16 protein-coding genes are annotated in these 15,962 nt (G+C 65.9%); 13 read left to right on the top strand and 3 right to left on the bottom strand.

The features are described 5' to 3' along the window. Nucleotides 1–11 precede the first annotated feature (11 nt). The gene (locus JL37_RS18670; protein WP_043546065.1) at nt 12–776 is read left to right on the top strand and encodes a class II aldolase/adducin family protein; all 765 of its coding nucleotides are present in this window, start codon (nt 12–14) and stop codon (nt 774–776) included. Nucleotides 777–813: 37 nt separating this feature from the next. Here JL37_RS18670 and JL37_RS18665 read toward each other — a convergent pair whose 3' ends face one another. Further along, nucleotides 814–1,323 carry a DUF1993 family protein gene (locus tag JL37_RS18665; RefSeq protein WP_043546064.1) on the bottom strand — a complete coding sequence of 170 codons (510 nt, stop codon included), beginning with the start codon at nt 1,321–1,323 and terminating at the stop codon, nt 814–816. Nucleotides 1,324–1,458: 135 nt separating this feature from the next. On the opposite strand from JL37_RS18665, the gene JL37_RS18660 reads away from it, so the two are divergent. From JL37_RS18660 to fhuE, 6 genes are all read left to right on the top strand, one after another. Then, on the top strand, nt 1,459–2,202 hold the full coding sequence (locus JL37_RS18660; protein ID WP_043546063.1) for a GntR family transcriptional regulator: 744 nt from the start codon (nt 1,459–1,461) through the stop codon (nt 2,200–2,202). Between the two features lie 10 nt (nt 2,203–2,212). Further along, on the top strand, nt 2,213–3,073 hold the full coding sequence (locus tag JL37_RS18655; RefSeq protein ID WP_043546062.1) for a sulfite exporter TauE/SafE family protein: 861 nt from the start codon (nt 2,213–2,215) through the stop codon (nt 3,071–3,073). Continuing rightward, on the top strand, nt 3,070–3,390 hold the full coding sequence (locus tag JL37_RS18650) for a DUF1634 domain-containing protein (RefSeq protein WP_043546061.1): 321 nt from the start codon (nt 3,070–3,072) through the stop codon (nt 3,388–3,390). The genes JL37_RS18655 and JL37_RS18650 overlap by 4 nt, the downstream gene beginning before the upstream one ends. 76 nt (nt 3,391–3,466) lie before the next feature. Then, entirely contained in the window at nt 3,467–4,255 is a 789-nt protein-coding gene (locus JL37_RS18645; RefSeq protein WP_043547011.1) for an alpha/beta fold hydrolase, read from the top strand. A 107-nt stretch (nt 4,256–4,362) separates the two neighbouring features. Further along, nucleotides 4,363–5,358, top strand: a complete 996-nt coding sequence (locus JL37_RS18640) for a Dyp-type peroxidase (RefSeq protein ID WP_043546060.1) — start codon at nt 4,363–4,365, stop codon at nt 5,356–5,358. A 240-nt stretch (nt 5,359–5,598) separates the two neighbouring features. Then, nucleotides 5,599–7,779 (top strand): ferric-rhodotorulic acid/ferric-coprogen receptor FhuE, encoded by a 2,181-nt coding sequence (fhuE, locus tag JL37_RS18635; RefSeq protein WP_043546059.1) that lies wholly within the window; start codon nt 5,599–5,601, stop codon nt 7,777–7,779. Nucleotides 7,780–7,822: 43 nt separating this feature from the next. Here the strand turns inward: fhuE and JL37_RS18630 are convergent, their stop codons facing one another. Continuing rightward, complete coding sequence (locus JL37_RS18630; protein WP_231570379.1) at nt 7,823–8,632, bottom strand: hypothetical protein; 810 nt, start codon at nt 8,630–8,632, stop codon at nt 7,823–7,825. Between the two features lie 123 nt (nt 8,633–8,755). Here JL37_RS18630 and JL37_RS18625 point away from each other — a divergent pair, with 123 nt between their 5' ends. The 3 genes from JL37_RS18625 (at nt 8,756) to JL37_RS18615 (ending at nt 12,860) form a co-directional block, all read left to right on the top strand. Continuing rightward, the gene (locus JL37_RS18625; RefSeq protein ID WP_043546058.1) at nt 8,756–9,805 is read left to right on the top strand and encodes an NADP(H)-dependent aldo-keto reductase; all 1,050 of its coding nucleotides are present in this window, start codon (nt 8,756–8,758) and stop codon (nt 9,803–9,805) included. Between the two features lie 325 nt (nt 9,806–10,130). After that, nucleotides 10,131–10,562, top strand: coding sequence for a YciI family protein (locus JL37_RS18620; protein ID WP_043546057.1), 432 nt, complete (start codon nt 10,131–10,133; stop codon nt 10,560–10,562). Between the two features lie 168 nt (nt 10,563–10,730). After that, nucleotides 10,731–12,860, top strand: coding sequence for a TonB-dependent siderophore receptor (locus JL37_RS18615; protein ID WP_043547008.1), 2,130 nt, complete (start codon nt 10,731–10,733; stop codon nt 12,858–12,860). On the opposite strand, the gene JL37_RS18610 is transcribed toward JL37_RS18615, so the two are convergent. Next, nucleotides 12,850–13,668 carry a metallophosphoesterase gene (locus tag JL37_RS18610; protein ID WP_043546056.1) on the bottom strand — a complete coding sequence of 273 codons (819 nt, stop codon included), beginning with the start codon at nt 13,666–13,668 and terminating at the stop codon, nt 12,850–12,852. The genes JL37_RS18615 and JL37_RS18610 overlap by 11 nt on opposite strands. 127 nt (nt 13,669–13,795) lie before the next feature. Between JL37_RS18610 and JL37_RS18605 the strand changes: the two genes are divergently transcribed. From JL37_RS18605 to JL37_RS18595, 3 genes are all read left to right on the top strand, one after another. Beyond that, nucleotides 13,796–14,221 carry a lysozyme inhibitor LprI family protein gene (locus tag JL37_RS18605; RefSeq protein ID WP_043546055.1) on the top strand — a complete coding sequence of 142 codons (426 nt, stop codon included), beginning with the start codon at nt 13,796–13,798 and terminating at the stop codon, nt 14,219–14,221. 23 nt (nt 14,222–14,244) lie between these two features. After that, nucleotides 14,245–14,874, top strand: coding sequence for a DNA-3-methyladenine glycosylase I (locus JL37_RS18600; protein ID WP_043546054.1), 630 nt, complete (start codon nt 14,245–14,247; stop codon nt 14,872–14,874). Nucleotides 14,875–14,961: 87 nt separating this feature from the next. Next, nucleotides 14,962–15,951 carry a helix-turn-helix domain-containing GNAT family N-acetyltransferase gene (locus JL37_RS18595; protein WP_043546053.1) on the top strand — a complete coding sequence of 330 codons (990 nt, stop codon included), beginning with the start codon at nt 14,962–14,964 and terminating at the stop codon, nt 15,949–15,951. Nucleotides 15,952–15,962 lie beyond the last annotated feature (11 nt).

Here is a 15,962-nt window from a genome sequence, read left to right as displayed (position 1 = left end):
AAGGAGACGGCATGGATACGACAGGCAACACGGGAGGCAGCGTGCGCGAGCGCGTCGGCGAAACGGAATGGCAGGTCCGCAAGGACCTGGCGGCGTTGTACCGCCTGGTGGCGCTGTTCGGCTGGGACGACCTGATCTTCACCCACATCACGGCCAAGGTGCCCGGCACCGAACACTTCCTGATCAATCCCTACGGCATGATGTTCGACGAGATCACGGCGTCCAGCCTGGTCAAGATCGACCTGGACGGCCGCAAGGTCATGGAGTCCGAGTACGACATCAACCCCGCGGGCTTCACGATCCACAGCTGTATCCATGCGGCCCGCAAGGATGCGATGTGCGTGTTGCACACGCACTCGATCAATGGCGTGGCGGTATCGGCGCAGAAAGAGGGGCTGCTACCCCTGTCGCAGTTCGCGTTCATCGTGCTGCGCTCGCTGGGCTATCACGATTACGAAGGCCTGGCGCTCAATCCCGAGGAGCAGCCGCGCCTGGTGCGCGACCTGGGCAGCAACAGCTACCTCATCCTGCGCAATCATGGCCTGCTGACGGTGGGGCAGAGCATGGCCGAGGCGTTCCAGGCCATGCATCGCCTGGAGGCGGCCTGCATGGTGCAGGTGCGGGCCCAGGCGGGCGGGGAGCTGACCTATATCCCGCCCGACATCCTGAAGAACGCGACGGTCGAATCGCAGGCCGACCGCGCGCACAAGGCCATGCTGGCCTGGCCGGGGCTGCTGCGCCGGCTGGACCGCCGCAACCCCGGCTACGCGGAGTAGGCGGGCGCGGGCCCCGCGCGGGGCCCACGAAGTCGAATCAGTACTTGCCCATGTAATCGCGCTTGCCGATTTCCAGGCCGTTGTGGCGCAGGATGTCGTAGGCGGTGGTCACGTGGAAGAAGAACTGCGGCAGGCCATAGTGCAGCAGGTAGGCGCTGCCGCTCAGCTTCTTTTCCTTGGGCGTGCCGGGACGCAGCACGATTTCCAGGGTTTCGCTCTGTTCGAACTGTTCGGGGCTGAACGAGGCCAGGTGTTCCAGCGTCTTGGCGATCAGGGCCTGCAGGCCGGCGAAGCTGGCCTCGCTGTCCGGCCACGACGGAACTTCCGCGCCGGCCAGGCGCGAGGCGATGCCGCGGGCGAAGTCCGACGCGATCTGCACCTGTCGCGACAGGGGGAACATGTCGGGAAACAGGCGGGCGCCCAGATACGCCTGCGGATCGATGTTCTTTTCCGCGGCGTGGGTTTCCGCCTTCTTCAGCACGTCGGACAAGGCCGACAGCATTTGCGTCAGGACGGGAACGGAGGCGCTGTGCATGAAACTGCTCATTTCGTGTCTCGCTTGAAAAGGGCGCCGGCGCGGGAGGCGCCGGCAGGCCCTCGAAGACTACCAGTTGCCGGCTCCGGTATCCTTAATGCCCCTCCGATCTTGCATCATCATGACATCATGATGTTATGATGGTTCATGCAAAAAAACGTTGAACATTCTCCTCTCTACGTCAGGGTGGAAACGGCGCTGGCCGCAGAAATCGCCGTCGGCATCCTGCCGTCCGGCAGCCGCTTGCCCACGGAAGACCAGCTGATCGAGCGCTTCGCCGTCAGCCGCACCACGGTGCGCAAGGCGGTGGAAAACCTGGTTGCGCGCGGCCTGGTGGAAATCCGGCGCGGCAAGGGCACCTTCGTCACGGAACCCAAGCTGACCCAGGCGTTGACGTCGTTGAGCGGATTCGTCGAAGACATGACCGCGCTCGGCCGCCAGGCCACGGCGCGTCTGCTGGACAAGCGGCCGGTGCCCGCCACGGAAGACGTGGCGCGCCAGCTGGAAGTGGCGCGGGGCGCGATGGTCTACCGCATCGAGCGTGTGCGGCTGGCGGACGGCACGGCCATGTCGTTCGATGAAACCTACCTGCCGCTGGACATCGGCGAGAAGGTCGCCAGCAATGACCTGGAGGCCGAGCCTATCTTCGACCTGCTGGAGCTGCGCTACGAGCTGCCGCTGATCGAAGCCCAGTACCAGCTCGAAGCCGTGACGGCGGACGAGCGCGTGGCGCAAGCCCTGGGCGTCGAGGCGGGCAGCCCGATCTTCCTCATCGAGCGCACGTCCTACAGCGAGGGGCAGCGCCCCGTCGACTACGAAAAGCTGTACTACCGCGGTGACCTGATCCGGTTCACCACCCGCCTGTCCCGGCTGCCGCGCAAGCGGGACTGAGCCAGTGGCCATGGCGGCATCCACAATCCTCTGGCTCTTCGCCGCAGCCTTCGGGGCCAGCGCGCTGGGCGGCGTGCTGGGAATGGCCAGCGGCATTTTCATCGTGCCGATCCTGACGCTGCTGTTCGGCGTGGACATCCACGTTGCGATCGGCGCCAGCATCATCTCGGTGATCGCCTGTTCCTGCGGCAGCGCGGGGCCGTTCCTGAAGGGGCGCCTGACCAACGTCCGGCTGGCCATCGTCCTCGAAACCGCCACCACGCTGGGCGCGCTGACCGGCGTGTTCCTCATCGGCATCGTGTCCACCGAATTCCTCTACGGCCTGTTCGCCGCCATTCTTGCCCTGTCGGCGCAGCAGATGCTGGCGCGCCGCCGCGAGGCGGCCCACGCCGGCACGCCGGACGCCGCGAGCTGGGCCACGGCGCTGCGCCTGCATTCGAGCTTCCCCGACCGCGCCCTGGGCAGGGAAGTCCACTACCAGGTGGGCCGCGTGCCGCTGGGTCTGTCGCTGATGTACGGCGCGGGCCTGATCTCGGCGCTGCTGGGCATCGGTTCTGGCGTGCTCAAGATTCCCGCGATGGACGCCGCCCTGCGGCTGCCCATCAAAGTGTCCTCGGCCACGTCGAACTTCATGATCGGCGTTACGGCCGCGGCCAGCGCGGGCGCGTATTTCGTGCGGGGCGACATCGATATCGGCATCGCGGGCCCGGTCGCGCTGGGCTCGGTCGCCGGCGCGTTGCTCGGGGCCCGTCTGTTGCTGGGCTTGCCCGCCGACAAACTGCGCATCTTCTTCGTCGTCGTCCTGGCGCTGCTTGCGGTGCAAATGCTGCTCAGCGCGCTGGGCGTGTCGATCCCGGGAGGCCCGGCGTGAGCGCGGCCCCCGACAGACAGGCCAGGCGTGACCGCGGCATCGCGGCGCTGCTCTGGTATGGAACCTGGGCCGCATCGGCCTGCATCGCCATCGGCATGGCGCTGGGCCTGGTGGCGCCATCCGGCGGCGGAGAGGGCATGGGCCTGTACGGCTACCGGTTCGTGCAGGCGGGGGTGGCCCTTTTCATCCTGCTGCCGGTTGCGCGCGTGGCGCTGATGCTGGCCATCTTCCTGCGCGAACGCGACTACGCCTATACGGCGATTTCCGCGCTTGTGCTGCTGATCATCGCGGCCGGCGTCATGTCCGGCCTGCACTGAACCGGGCGCGCGGCCGGATTTTTTATAATCCGCTTGCGCCTCGATGGCGCGCCGCCTCATATCCCAGGATCCGTTCATGCTTTCCATTACCAGTCAGGATGTCTACGTACCCACCAGCCAGGGCCGCCTGTTCGCGCGGCGCTGGGACCCCGCAGGCGCGGATGCGGCGGGCGCGCCCATTGTGCTGTTGCACGACTCGCTGGGCTGCGTGGAACTGTGGCGCGATTTTCCGGAGCTGCTGGCGCGCGAAACCGGGCGCAGCGTGATCGCGTACGACCGCCTGGGCTTTGGCCGTTCCGACCCGAACGCCGCCACCTTCGAAACCGGTTTCGTCGAAGCCGAGGCACGCGGCGGCTTCCGCCAGCTGCGGGAAGCGTTGGGCATCGGGCCGTTCGTCGCCTTCGGCCACAGCGTGGGCGGAGGCATGGGGATATGCTGCGCGGGCGTGTACGAGGAAGACTGCCAGGCCCTGATCACCGAATCCGCGCAGGCGTTTGCCGAAGACCGCACGCTGCAGGGCATCAGCGCCGCGAAGCGGAATTTCGACGAGCCGGGCCAGCTGGATCGCCTGAAGAAGTACCACGGCGAGAAGGCCGCCTGGGTGCTGGGAGCCTGGGTCGACACCTGGCTGTCGCCCAGCTTCGCCGACTGGAATCTCGATGGGCCCCTGAGCCTGGTGCGTTGCCCGGTGCTGGCTCTGCACGGCGATGATGACGAGTACGGTTCGCCGCTGCATCCCGAGCGCATCGCGCGGCTGACCGGTGGACGCGCCGTGCTGCTGGAGAACTGCGGCCACGTCCCGCACCGCGAGCAGGGCCGCATCGTGCTGGACGTGGTGGGCCAATGGCTGAAGGCCGTGCGCTGAGCGGGGCTTCCGCCTGGGCGGAAGTTCACACTGCCATGATCCGCGCTTAGAATCGGACTGGCCTTTTTCTTCCGCGCCTCGCGCCCGTTTCCAAGGTTTCAGATCCGATGTCCGATACTCAGCCCCTGTCCCAAGCCGTACACAATTCGACCACGCGCCACGCGATCTTCCTGGTCGCCACCCTCAACGCGGGCCCCGCTGCCGCCGAGACGGTGCGGGGCTGGTGCGAAGACGTCGCCAACCTCGTGCGCACGGTGAGCTCGCGCGCGCCCGAGCAAAACCTGTCCTGTGTCTGCGCGTTCAGTTCCAACGCATGGGACACGCTCTTCGGATCGCCGCGCCCGGCGGCGCTGCATCCCTTCCGTGAATTCGGCTCGGGCGAGCGCGTCGCCGTCGCGACGCCGGGCGACATCCTGCTGCACATCCGCGCGGATTCGATGGATTTCTGTTTCGAGCTCGCCACGCTGCTGTGCAACGGCCTGGGCGACGCCGTGACTGTCGTGGACGAAGTCCACGGCTTCCGCTACTTCGACCGGCGAGCCATCATCGGCTTCGTCGACGGAACCGAGAATCCGGAAGGGCGCGAAGCGGTCGATTTCACCGTCATCGGCGACGAGGATGCCGAGTTCGCCGGCGGCAGCTATGTGCTGGTGCAGAAGTACCTGCACGACATGACGGCCTGGAATTCGCTCAGCGTGGAAAGCCAGGAAGGCATCATCGGCCGCCACAAGTTCTCCAACGTGGAGCTCGACGACGACATCAAGCCCTCGTCCTCCCACAGCGCGCTGACCACCCTCGAGGAAAACGGGCAGGAAGTGAAGATCCTGCGCGACAACATGCCCTTCGGCCGGCCGGGCTCGGGGGAATTCGGCACCTATTTCATCGGCTACGCGCGTTCGCCCGCGCCCATCGAGCAGATGCTGGAAAACATGTTCGTCGGGCGGCCTGCAGGCAACTACGACCGCCTGCTCGACTACAGCCGCGCGGTCACGGGCGGGCTGTTCTTCGTGCCTTCGGCCGAACTGCTGGAATCGCTCGCTGAGAGGACTCCGGCCGCGGGCGAGGCCGCCGTCGCGCCGGCGGCCGCAGGGTCCGCCGCCTAGCTGTCGAGTTTCTCTTCTGCCTGCGCCCATCACGGCGGGGCACTGCATTTCTTCATACCTGCGGCGGGCGGCGTGGGCGGACCTGGTTCCGCTTGCCACGCCCGGCCCGGGCCCCCTGATTTCCACTAGCAAATAGGGACATGTTTCAGCCCAAAAGCTGACGATAATATTAAAACGCATGAGAATCATTTGCATTAAACTTCCCGTCGATTTGAAACGTCGTCAAGGGGAAAGTCACAAATGCAAAGACATCGGAACGCCAGCCGTCAACTTTTCGCGCTTCGGCGCACCTCCTTCCTGGTGCTCATGGCGCTGGCCTGCGGAGCGGCCACCGCTCAGGAAGGCAATGTCGCCACTCTGCCCACGGTGCAGGTGCTGGGAGACTCGGATCCGACGACCACGGAAGGCACCGGCTCATACACGCCACGCGCCACCGCCGCCAGCACCGGCATGCCGCTGACGCTGCGGGAAACGCCGCAGTCCGTCACGGTGGTCACGCGCCAGCGCATGGAAGACGAGAACATGCTTTCCCTCGTCGACGTGATGGCCAGCACGCCCGGCATATCCGTGCAGAACTACGATAGCGAGCGTTATTCCTTCAATTCCCGAGGGTTCAGCGTCAGCAACTACATGTATGACGGGATCCCCACGAGTTTCGACACCGGCTACGCCGCGGGGGAGTCCGCGCTGGATCCCATCATCTACGACCGCGTCGAAGTCGTGCGCGGCGCCACGGGCCTGATGTCCGGCACCGGCAATCCCTCGGCCTCCATCAACCTGGTGCGCAAGCACGCCACCAGCCGCGAGTTCACGGCCGACATGAGCGTCAGCGCGGGCAATTGGGATACCTACCGCGGGACGCTGGACCTGTCCACGCCGCTGAGCGCCAACGGCAATGTGCGCGGCCGGATCGTGTCGGCCTACCAGGACAACCATTCCTATCTGGACGGCTACCAGAACAAGAAGAAGATCTTCTACGGCGTGGTGGATGCCGATATCACTTCGAACACCACGCTGAGCGTGGGTTTCAACTACCAGGACAACGATCCCAAGCGCAGCAACTGGGGCGGTTTCCCGCTGTGGTACGCGGACGGCAGCCGCACCGACTGGGTCCGGTCGCTGAACACGGGCGCGGACTGGTCCTCATGGGGCAGCACCACCCAGGGCGCGTTCGCCAGCCTGGAGCACCGCTTCGACAATGGCTGGACCGTGCATGCCGTGGGCTCGCATTCCAAGAACGAAATGGACGCGAAGCTGCTGTACCTGTATGGCTGGCCCGATCGCGAAACCGGCCTGGGCATGGGCGCGTCGCCCGCGTGGTACCTGGGCGACCGCAAGCAGAACAGCGTGGACCTCAAGGCCTCGGGCCCGTTCACGTTGTTCGGCCGCCGCCACGAGGCCGTGGTGGGCGCGAGCTTCAACCGCCAGTACGCCGACTTCGATTACCGCTCAGCCCTGTCCGTGGCGCCGGTGGGCAATTTCCTGGATTGGGACGGCTCGTATCCGGAACCGGACTGGAGCGACTCTTCCACGACCGCGACTCGCTACACCACCAAGCAGACCGGCTGGTACGGCGCGCTGCGCCTGAACCTCGCGGATCCGTTGAAGCTCATCGTGGGCGGCCGCTACAGCACCTGGAAGACGGATTCCGTGGGCTTCGGCGGGGGCGACCACACGTCCTTCGACAAGAGCGAGTTCATTCCGTATGCCGGCCTGCTCTACGACATCAACGAGAACTACACGGCCTATGTCAGCTATACCGGGATCTTCAACCCGCAAAGCTACCAGGACCGCAACGGCAACTGGCTCGACCCGCTGGAAGGCAAGTCGTACGAGGCGGGCATCAAGGGCGAATTCCTGGACGGCAAGCTGAATGCCAGCGCCGCCGTGTTCCAGATAGAGCAGGACAACGTGGCCCAGGTCGACCCGGGCTACATGGTGCCGGGCTCCGTCAACCAGGCCTACACCGCGGCGCAGGGCACCCGCAGCCGGGGCTTCGACCTGGAAGTCTCGGGCGAAGTGATGCCGGGCTGGAATCTCGCCGCCGGCTGGTCGCACTGGACCGCCCGGGACGGCGACGGCAACGCCATCCAGACCGACCAGCCGCGCAGCCTGGTGCGCCTGTTCACCACCTACCAACTGCCGGGCGGCTGGAACCGCCTGACCGTGGGCGGCGGCGTGAACTGGCAGAGCCATGTTTACACCATCGCCAGCGGCCCCAACGGCGACGAGCGGGTGGGGCAGGGCAGCTATGCCATCACCAACCTGATGGCCCGCTACCGCTTCAACCGCAACCTGAGCGCGCAGCTCAACGTCAATAATCTGTTCGATCGCAAGTACTACAGCCAGATCGGCTTCTATAGCCAGGGCGCCTGGGGCGCGGGCCGCAGCGCGATGCTGACGATGCGCTACCAGTACTGACGGTCGGCGGCGGCAGGAGCGGGGCGCGTCGAGGCCGCCGGGCCTAGCGCCCTTGTTCCTGCTCCAGCGTCGCCTTCATCCGCAGCATGGTTTCCTGGCTGACCGTAATGACACCGGAGGCGGGCTGGTCGATGTCGAGGATGAAGGTCAGGACCAGGGCGATCAGCGTGGCGAACAATCCTGTGGAAATGATCCGCCTGCGTTTTTGCAGGCCGGTTCCATAGGCGATGAACGCCATGGCCCCGGAAGTGACGATGAACAGCAGGTAGAACACGGGCTCCGGCACGTGGTTCTCCAGCGCGACCCGGCGCTTTTCGTTGACCTGCGCCATCTCGTTGATGGCCTGGATGAACATGACGGCGGAGATCGACGGCGGCGATTCCAGGACGCTGGCCGCCGTGGAGCGGATCTGGCGCTCGATGCGCCGCGAGGTGGCGCCGGCCGTGGCCAGGCGGGCGCTGTCGTTGTCCGCGTCGTGGAAATCCAGCGCCGTCGTGGCGTACTCCAGCAGCAGGGCCGCGATCGGATCGCGGGCGGCGGGAGGAAGCAGCTGGGAGCGCCAGTAGGCGTTGCCTATGGCGTTGGCTTCTTCCAGCACCAGGTTCTTGCGGGCCTCGAAACGCGTGACCGACATCGCGAAGGTAAAGCCCAGCAGCAGCGCCAGCAGGCCGAGCAAGGCGGTCTGCAGCCCGCCTATGTGGGCCTTGGCCGTTTCGTCGGAAGCCTTGCGCTGCTTGCGGCCCAGGCGGAAGCAGAGCTCGATGATCGCCAGGAAGACGACGACGCAGATGAAAAATATATAGGTCTCGTCGATTTCCCGCAGCACGTTGGTTTCCCGGAGTCGGTCGGGCATCAAGCGTATGCCGATTCGAGCGGGGCGGGCAAGGGCCGTTTACCCGCAGTCCTCCAGGCGCCAGAAAGGAATCTTGGAGTAAGGTGTTGCCTTCCTTGTACGCCATCCCGCACGGAGCAGAACTTGAAATACCGCAAACTCGGCCGCACCGACCTGGACGTCAGCCTGATCGGGCTGGGCACCATGACCTGGGGCGAGCAGAACACCGAAGCCCAGGCCCACCAGCAACTGGATTACGCCCTGGAGCGCGGCGTCAACCTGATCGACGCCGCCGAGATGTACCCGGTGCCTCCGAAGCCTGAGACCCAGGGCCTGACCGAGACCTATATCGGCACCTGGCTGGCGCGGAGCAAGCGCCGCCACGACGTCGTGCTGGCCAGCAAGGCGGCGGGCCCGGTGCGCGACGCCAAGCGCCCCGGCCACATCCGCGACGGCAAGACCTTCCTGGACCGCAAGAACCTGACCGCGGCCCTGGACGCCAGCCTGAAGCGCCTGCAGACGGACTACCTGGATCTCTACCAGCTGCACTGGCCCGACCGCAGCACCGCCACGTTCGGAAAACTGTCCTATCCCTGGGTGAAGGACGAATACACCGTGCCGATCGAGGAAACGCTGGAAGTGCTGCAGGACTTCGTGCGCGCCGGCAAGGTGCGCCACGTCGGCGTGTCGAACGAAACCCCCTGGGGCGTGGGCCAGTTCCTGCGCCATGCGGAAACCAAAGGCCTGCCGCGCATCGCGTCGATCCAGAACCCGTACAACCTGCTGAACCGCGTCTTCGAGATCGGCCTGTCGGAGTTCACCCATCATGAAGACGTCGGCCTGTTAGCGTATTCCCCGCTGGCGATGGGCATGCTCTGCGGCAAATACCTGGACGGCGCGCGTCCCGCCGGCGCCCGTTTGACGCTCTACACGCGGTTCACCCGTTACAGCAACGAACGAGCCGAAGCCGCCACGCGCGAGTACGTGCAACTGGCGCGCGAGCACGGGCTTGCGCCGACCCATCTGGCCCTGGCCTGGGTCAATCAGCGCCCGTTCGTGACCAGCAACCTGATCGGCGCCACCACGCTGGAGCAACTGAAGGAAAACATCGACAGCGTGGACGTGACGCTGTCGGCAGAGGTGCTGGAGGCCGTCGACCGGATCCACGCCCGCCTGCCGAACCCGGCCCCTTGAGGGGCAATTGTCTGACACCCGTACGAGACGGCCCCTCCGCTAAAGCCGGCCCCTCCGCTAAAGCCGGCCTTCCCGGGTGTCTGACACCGTAGCGTTGTGTGCCGCCCCAGGTGTCAGGCGCCCGGCGGCGCCGGTGCAAAACCACTGATGGTCTCATACGGGTGTCAGGCACTTCTCATGGCCGTCTCGTAGGGGTGTCGGACGCTTGCGGCGCCAAACACCGCCGCAGTCACACTTTTTTTCACTGGCGCTGTCGAATTGGCGTCGTGGCGTTCGTCGTTCTGCAGGAGCGAGAATGTTCCGACAACCACCCAAGGAGACGGATATGCGATTCATGGTGCTAGTGAAAGCGACGGCGGACAGCGAAGCGGGCCTCATGCCCAGCGAACAGCTGCTGGCCGATATGGGCCGGTTCAATGAAGAACTGGTGAAGGCGGGCGTAATGCTGGCGGGCGAGGGCCTGCACCCCAGTTCGAAAGGCGTCCGCGTGCGTTTTTCGGGCAAGGATAGGCGCGTGATCGACGGGCCGTTCGCGGAGACCAAGGAATTGGTCGCCGGCTTCTGGCTCTGGCAGTGCGCATCGCTGGAGGAAGCGATTTCCTGGGTGAAGCGCTGCCCCAACCCCATGCCGGGCGATTCCGACATCGAGATCCGCCAGGTCTACGAGGCCGAGGACTTCGGCGAGGCCTTCACCCCGGAACTGCGTGAACAGGAAGAAAGGTTGCGCGATCAGCTGCAGAACAAGCCGGCGTCTTGACGCGGCGGACCACGGGCCCGGGCGGGGCAGGGAGTTCGCGATTGATAATATAATTGCGAATCAGTCCTATTTATTAGAATATTCTTTCCCTCCCGCTCTGGAGAATTCAACGTGGTCCGTTCCGCTTCCACCCGGAAGTGCCGTGCGCGCAAGCAAGCACGGTTCACCATTGCGCCTTGCGCGCTAGTCCTGACGCTGGGCATCGCCCATTCCGCCGGCGCGCACGCCCAGTCCGCCCTGCCGCCGTCCGACGCCGCCCAGGACCCGCAGGGCGTGGCGCAGCTTCCCGCCGTCACCGTGAACGCGACGGCGCTGGACGATACGCTCGAGCACCTTTCGGCGCCGGTAAATGCCGGCGCGCTGGGCGACCGCAGCCAGCTGGAGACGCCGTTCTCCACCACGGTCGTGACGGCGGCGGACATCGAGGAGCGGCAGGTCAACAAGCTGGGCGACGTGTTTGCCCTGGACGCCTCCGTGACGGACAACAGCGCGTCATATGGCGCATGGGCAAGCTATCTCAGCGTGCGCGGCCTGCCGCTGGACTGGCAGAACTCCTACCGCATCGACGGCAAGCCATTCCTGAGCTATGTCACGACCCTCCCCTACGAGCACTTCGAGCAGATCGACCTGCTCAAGGGCGCGTCGGGCTTCATGTACGGCTTCGGGTCCCCCGGGGGGCTGATCAATTACGTCACCAAGAAGCCCACCGACGAGCCTGTGCGCACCATCGAGCTGGGCTACGTGTCCAAGGGGCTGCTGCGCGAACACGTGGATCTGGGCGGCCGCGTGGGCGAGAGCGGCCGCTTCGGCTACCGCCTGAACGCCACGCACGACGAAGGCAATACCTACAACGGCGGTTCTCTCTACCAGGATTCGGTGTCGCTGGCGCTGGACGCGCGCCTGACCGACAGGCTGACCTGGGACTTTCAGTCCATCTACCAGGACCGCAAGGCGATCCGCCAAGAACCCACCATCTACGCAGGCGCGATGGAAGGCTCCGAGCTGCCGTCGCCGGTGCGCAACGACAACGGCCGGATGGTGGGCGAGGGCCCGTATGCGGACAACAAGTTTCGCTTCTATTCGACCGGGCTGAAGTACCGCCTTTCCGACAACTGGACGGTGCGCACCGACTATAGCTACAGCTCCACGCGCACCCGGCGCAACGAGTCGGTGCTGTTCCTGCAGAACCAGGCGGGCGACTACGACGACTACCGCTCGGACTACGGCGAAGCCTATGCCTACAACCAGTGGCAGGGCATGGTGGAGGGCCGGTTCGCCACCGGCCCCCTCAAGCACCAGGTGGTGGCGGGCGCCTCGTGGCAGAAGCAGAAGAACGACTACAGTTCCAACGGCGTCTATCAGCTGCAGGGCACCGGCAATCTGCGTTCCCAGAACACCAACACCTACTACAGCGAAGGCAGCCTGGATCTGTACCGCGCCGCCGAGATCACGCAGAAGGCGCTGTTCGCCAGCGACACGATAGACCTGACCGGCGGCTGGTCCGTGCTGGGCGGCGTGCGCTATACCGACTACGAGCAGGTCGGTTTCGACGCGACGGGCGCGCGCTCCTCGACCTACGACAAGAACGGGGTGCTCACGCCGACGCTGGCGCTGATGTACAACATCACGCCGCAGACGATGGCCTACGCGAGCTACATCGAATCGCTGGAACCCGGCTCGTCGGTCGGCAACACCTACGCGAACTTCGGCGAATTGCTCGATCCGCTCAAAAGCAAACAGTACGAGCTCGGCATCAAGACCAGCCAGGGCGACTGGGCGGCGACCGCGGCGCTGTTCCGGATCGAGAAGAAAGCGGAATACGCCAACGCTGCCAACGAGCTGGTGCAGGACGGGAAATCCATCTACCAGGGCCTGGAGCTGGGAGCCTCCACCCGCATCGGCACGAATTGGAACGTGGGCGGCAGCGTGATGTTCCTGGACACCGAATACAAAAAAGGGGCCGACTTCACGGGCAACCGCGTCGCCGGGGCGCCCAAGTTCACGGCCGCGGCGCAGGTCGCCTATGCGGTGCCGCAACTGCCCGGCCTGAAGCTGCGGGCCGACGTGAAATACACGGGCAGCGCCATGCTGGGGGCGTCCAATAAGGTCCAGGTGGACGATTACGCCATCGTCAATATCGGCGCCACCTACGACACGTGGATCTACGGCTACGAGACCACTTTCCGCGCCGGCATCAACAACCTGGCGGACAAGCGCTATTGGCTGTACCAGTCCTCGGATTACGTGAAGGCGGGCGACCCGCGCACCTACAGCCTGAGCGCCAGCCTCAAGTTCTAGGCGCCGCCAGGTCCCACACCCGCTCGGGCGTGAAGTCCTGCTGCTCGCCCTTCTTGGCGTAGCCCAGCGGGTTGGCCAGCACGCGGCAGCCGTTCTTTACGTAGTCCTGCGGGCAATGCAGGTGGCCGTGCAGCCAGTAGTCGGCCAAGGGCAGCAGGCGGTCCAGCGCGTTGCAGAATCCCACCGTGCCCGGCGTTACTCCGTAGCGGGGATCCGCGCTGGCCAGGGTCGGGGCGAAGTGGGTGATCGCCACCGTGGGGCCGTCGAACGGCACATGCAGGGCGGCTTCCAGCCATTGCTGGCAGGCCAGCCCCTGTTCCCGCATCTGCTCTGCCATGAAGGGCGCGCCATGGCGGCGCATCTCCGCTTTTTCCAGGTAGAAGTCCGCCGCGCGAAAGGCCTTGGCGCGCTTTTTCAGCACCTCGCCCAGGGTGTCGCCGTCGGCCGCCAGCGCGTCGAAATCCGTCCAGAGCGTGGTGCCGACGAGGCGCATGCCGTGGATGACGAGCGTTTCGCGTTCCAGCCAGTGGATGTCCAGGTCGTGGCAAAGCCCGCGCAGTCGGTCATGAGTTTCGTCGAAATCCACATTGTCGTATTCGTGGTTGCCCGGCACGTAAACCACCGGGGTGGGCCAGCCGTTGCGCGGCGAGTAGCTGCCCAGGCCGAAGTCCGCGCGTTCCAGGCGGGATCCCCGCCGGTACGAACCGATATCCCCCGCCAGCACCAGCAGATCGGCGCCGGGCGCGGGCCGCGCGAGGAAGTCGGGGTCGGTTTCCAGGTGCAGGTCGGAGAGCAGTTGGATTTTCATACCCTCAATCTTAGGCGACGGCGGCTGCGGCTGCGGCCGCCGGCCTTTCCATGAGACACTTTCCCCGATCGACCGGGACGATGCAGGCGCGGGCGCCCGGACCGCAAAGACCACAGGAGGAACCCTCATGCGTATCTTGATTACGGCGGCAGCCGTCCTGGCGCTGGCGGCAGGCGCGCAGGCCCAGCCGCAGCCGCAACCGCGGCCGATCGATTGCGCCAAGGCGGCCACGCAGACGGACATGAGCATGTGCGCGGACCAGGCGTACCGCAAGTCCGATGCCGATCTGAACGCCGCCTACAAGGAAGTGAATGCGCGCCTGAAGGACGACAAGACCGCGGCCACCCAATTCCATGCCGCGCAGCGGGCGTGGCTGTTCTTCCGCGACGCGGAGTGCGCGTTCTCGGCCGGCGGCACGTCGGGCGGCAGCGCCTATCCGATGGCGTTGAGCACCTGCCTGGACAAGCTGACGCAGGCGCGCACGAAGGAATTGCGGGCGTACCTGAAGTGCGAGGAAGGCGACCTGACATGCCCGGTGCCGGGCAAGCCGTAGCCGCGATTCGTAAAGGCAAGGGCATGGGCAACGACGATTCCGGACTGGTCATGGATGGCGCCGGCGTGGCGCGCTGCTTCTGGCAGCCCTCCATGCCCGACTATCACGACCACGAATGGGGGCGTCCGGTGGCGGACGACCGCAGGCTGTACGAGAAAATCTGCCTGGAGGGGTTTCAGGCGGGAATGGCGTGGATCACGATCCTGCGCAAGCGCGAAGCCTTCCGCGCCGCCTTCGATGATTTCGATTTCGAGCGGGTCGCGCGCTATACCGACCGCGACGTGGAACGCCTGATGGGCGACGCCGGCATTGTGCGCAACCGCAGCAAGATCCTGTCCGCCATCAACAACGCGCGGTGCGCGCGGGCCCTTGCCGAGGAAACGGGTTCCCTGTCGGGCTGGCTATGGAAGCACGAGCCGCCGCCGCAAGACCGGCCGAAGACGGTGGACCTGTGCTACTGGAACAACAATCCGACGTCGGCTGCGTCGGCCGCCTTGTCGCGCGCCTTGAAGAAGCGCGGCTGGACCTTCGTGGGGCCCACGACCATGTATGCGTTCATGCAGGCGGTGGGCATGGTCAACGACCACCTGAGCGGCTGCGCCTGCCGCCAGGAAGTCGAGCAGGCGCGGGGCAGCTTCAGGCGGCCGGCCTAGGCGGCCGGCACGGCGGGAAAAACAGCGCTTGAGTTGGTTGCGAACCGCAAGTATATTGGTTGCGAATCGCAACTTTCGAGGCGCGCCATGGATCTGATCGACATTCCCTCACAATCTCGCGACAAGACCATCCAGGACCTGCGGGAGTTTTCCCGCAAACTGGTGCGCGAGCTGGGTTTCATGCGCACGTCCCTTGCCGGCAGCGACCTGGCGCCGTCGGCGGTGCACGCCATCATCGAGATCGGCTTGCAGCCGGGCATCCAGGCCCGCGACCTGGCGGCCATCCTGAGGCTGGACAAATCCAACACCAGCCGCCAGGTGGCAAAGCTGGAATCGGCCGGGCTGCTGACCCGGGAAGCCGACGCCGGCGATGCGCGTTCGTCGCGCCTCTACCTGAGCGGCGCCGGCCGCGAATTGCGGGAGCGGATCGACCAATTCGCCACGGACCAGGTCTCGCGCGCGCTCAGGCGGCTGGCTCCGGCAGACCAGGAATCGCTGATCCGCTTCCTGTCGCTCTATGCCGATGCCTTGTCGAAGGAGAATCCCAACACGGCCCAGGCCGCGGAGGCAGGCGGCATCGGCCAAGGGATCCAGGAAGGTTATGTGCCGGGGTGCATCGGCGATGTAGCCAGCCTGCATGCGCGGTATCACGCGCAGGCCTCGGGCTTCGGCGTGTACTTCGAGCGCAAGGTGGCGACCGAGCTGGCCGAGTTCGCCGAGGGCCTGCCCGCGGCGGGCAAGAACCTGTGGCTGTACCTGGACGGCGGCAGGGCGCTGGCCTCCATCGTCGTCGACGGCGATCTGGCCGCCCGCCAGGCGCACCTGCGCTGGTTCATCGTGGACGAGTCGCTGCGGGGAATGGGCGTGGGCCGCGCGCTGCTGGAGCGGGCCCTGGCGTTCGCCGACGCGCACTACGACGAGACCTATCTCTGGACTTTCAAGGGGCTGGACGCGGCCAGGCACTTGTACGAAGCGGCCGGCTTCGGCCTGGCCGAAGCCTCGGAAGGCCGCCAGTGGGGCCGCGTGGTGACCGAACAGCGGTTCGTGCGGCGCAATCCGGAAGCCGGGCCGCGCTGAGGCCGGAAAGC

Source organism: Achromobacter sp. RTa (genome assembly GCF_000757485.1).
Classification (GTDB): domain Bacteria; phylum Pseudomonadota; class Gammaproteobacteria; order Burkholderiales; family Burkholderiaceae_B; genus Achromobacter.
This window is presented reverse-complemented; position numbering and strand designations above follow the sequence as displayed.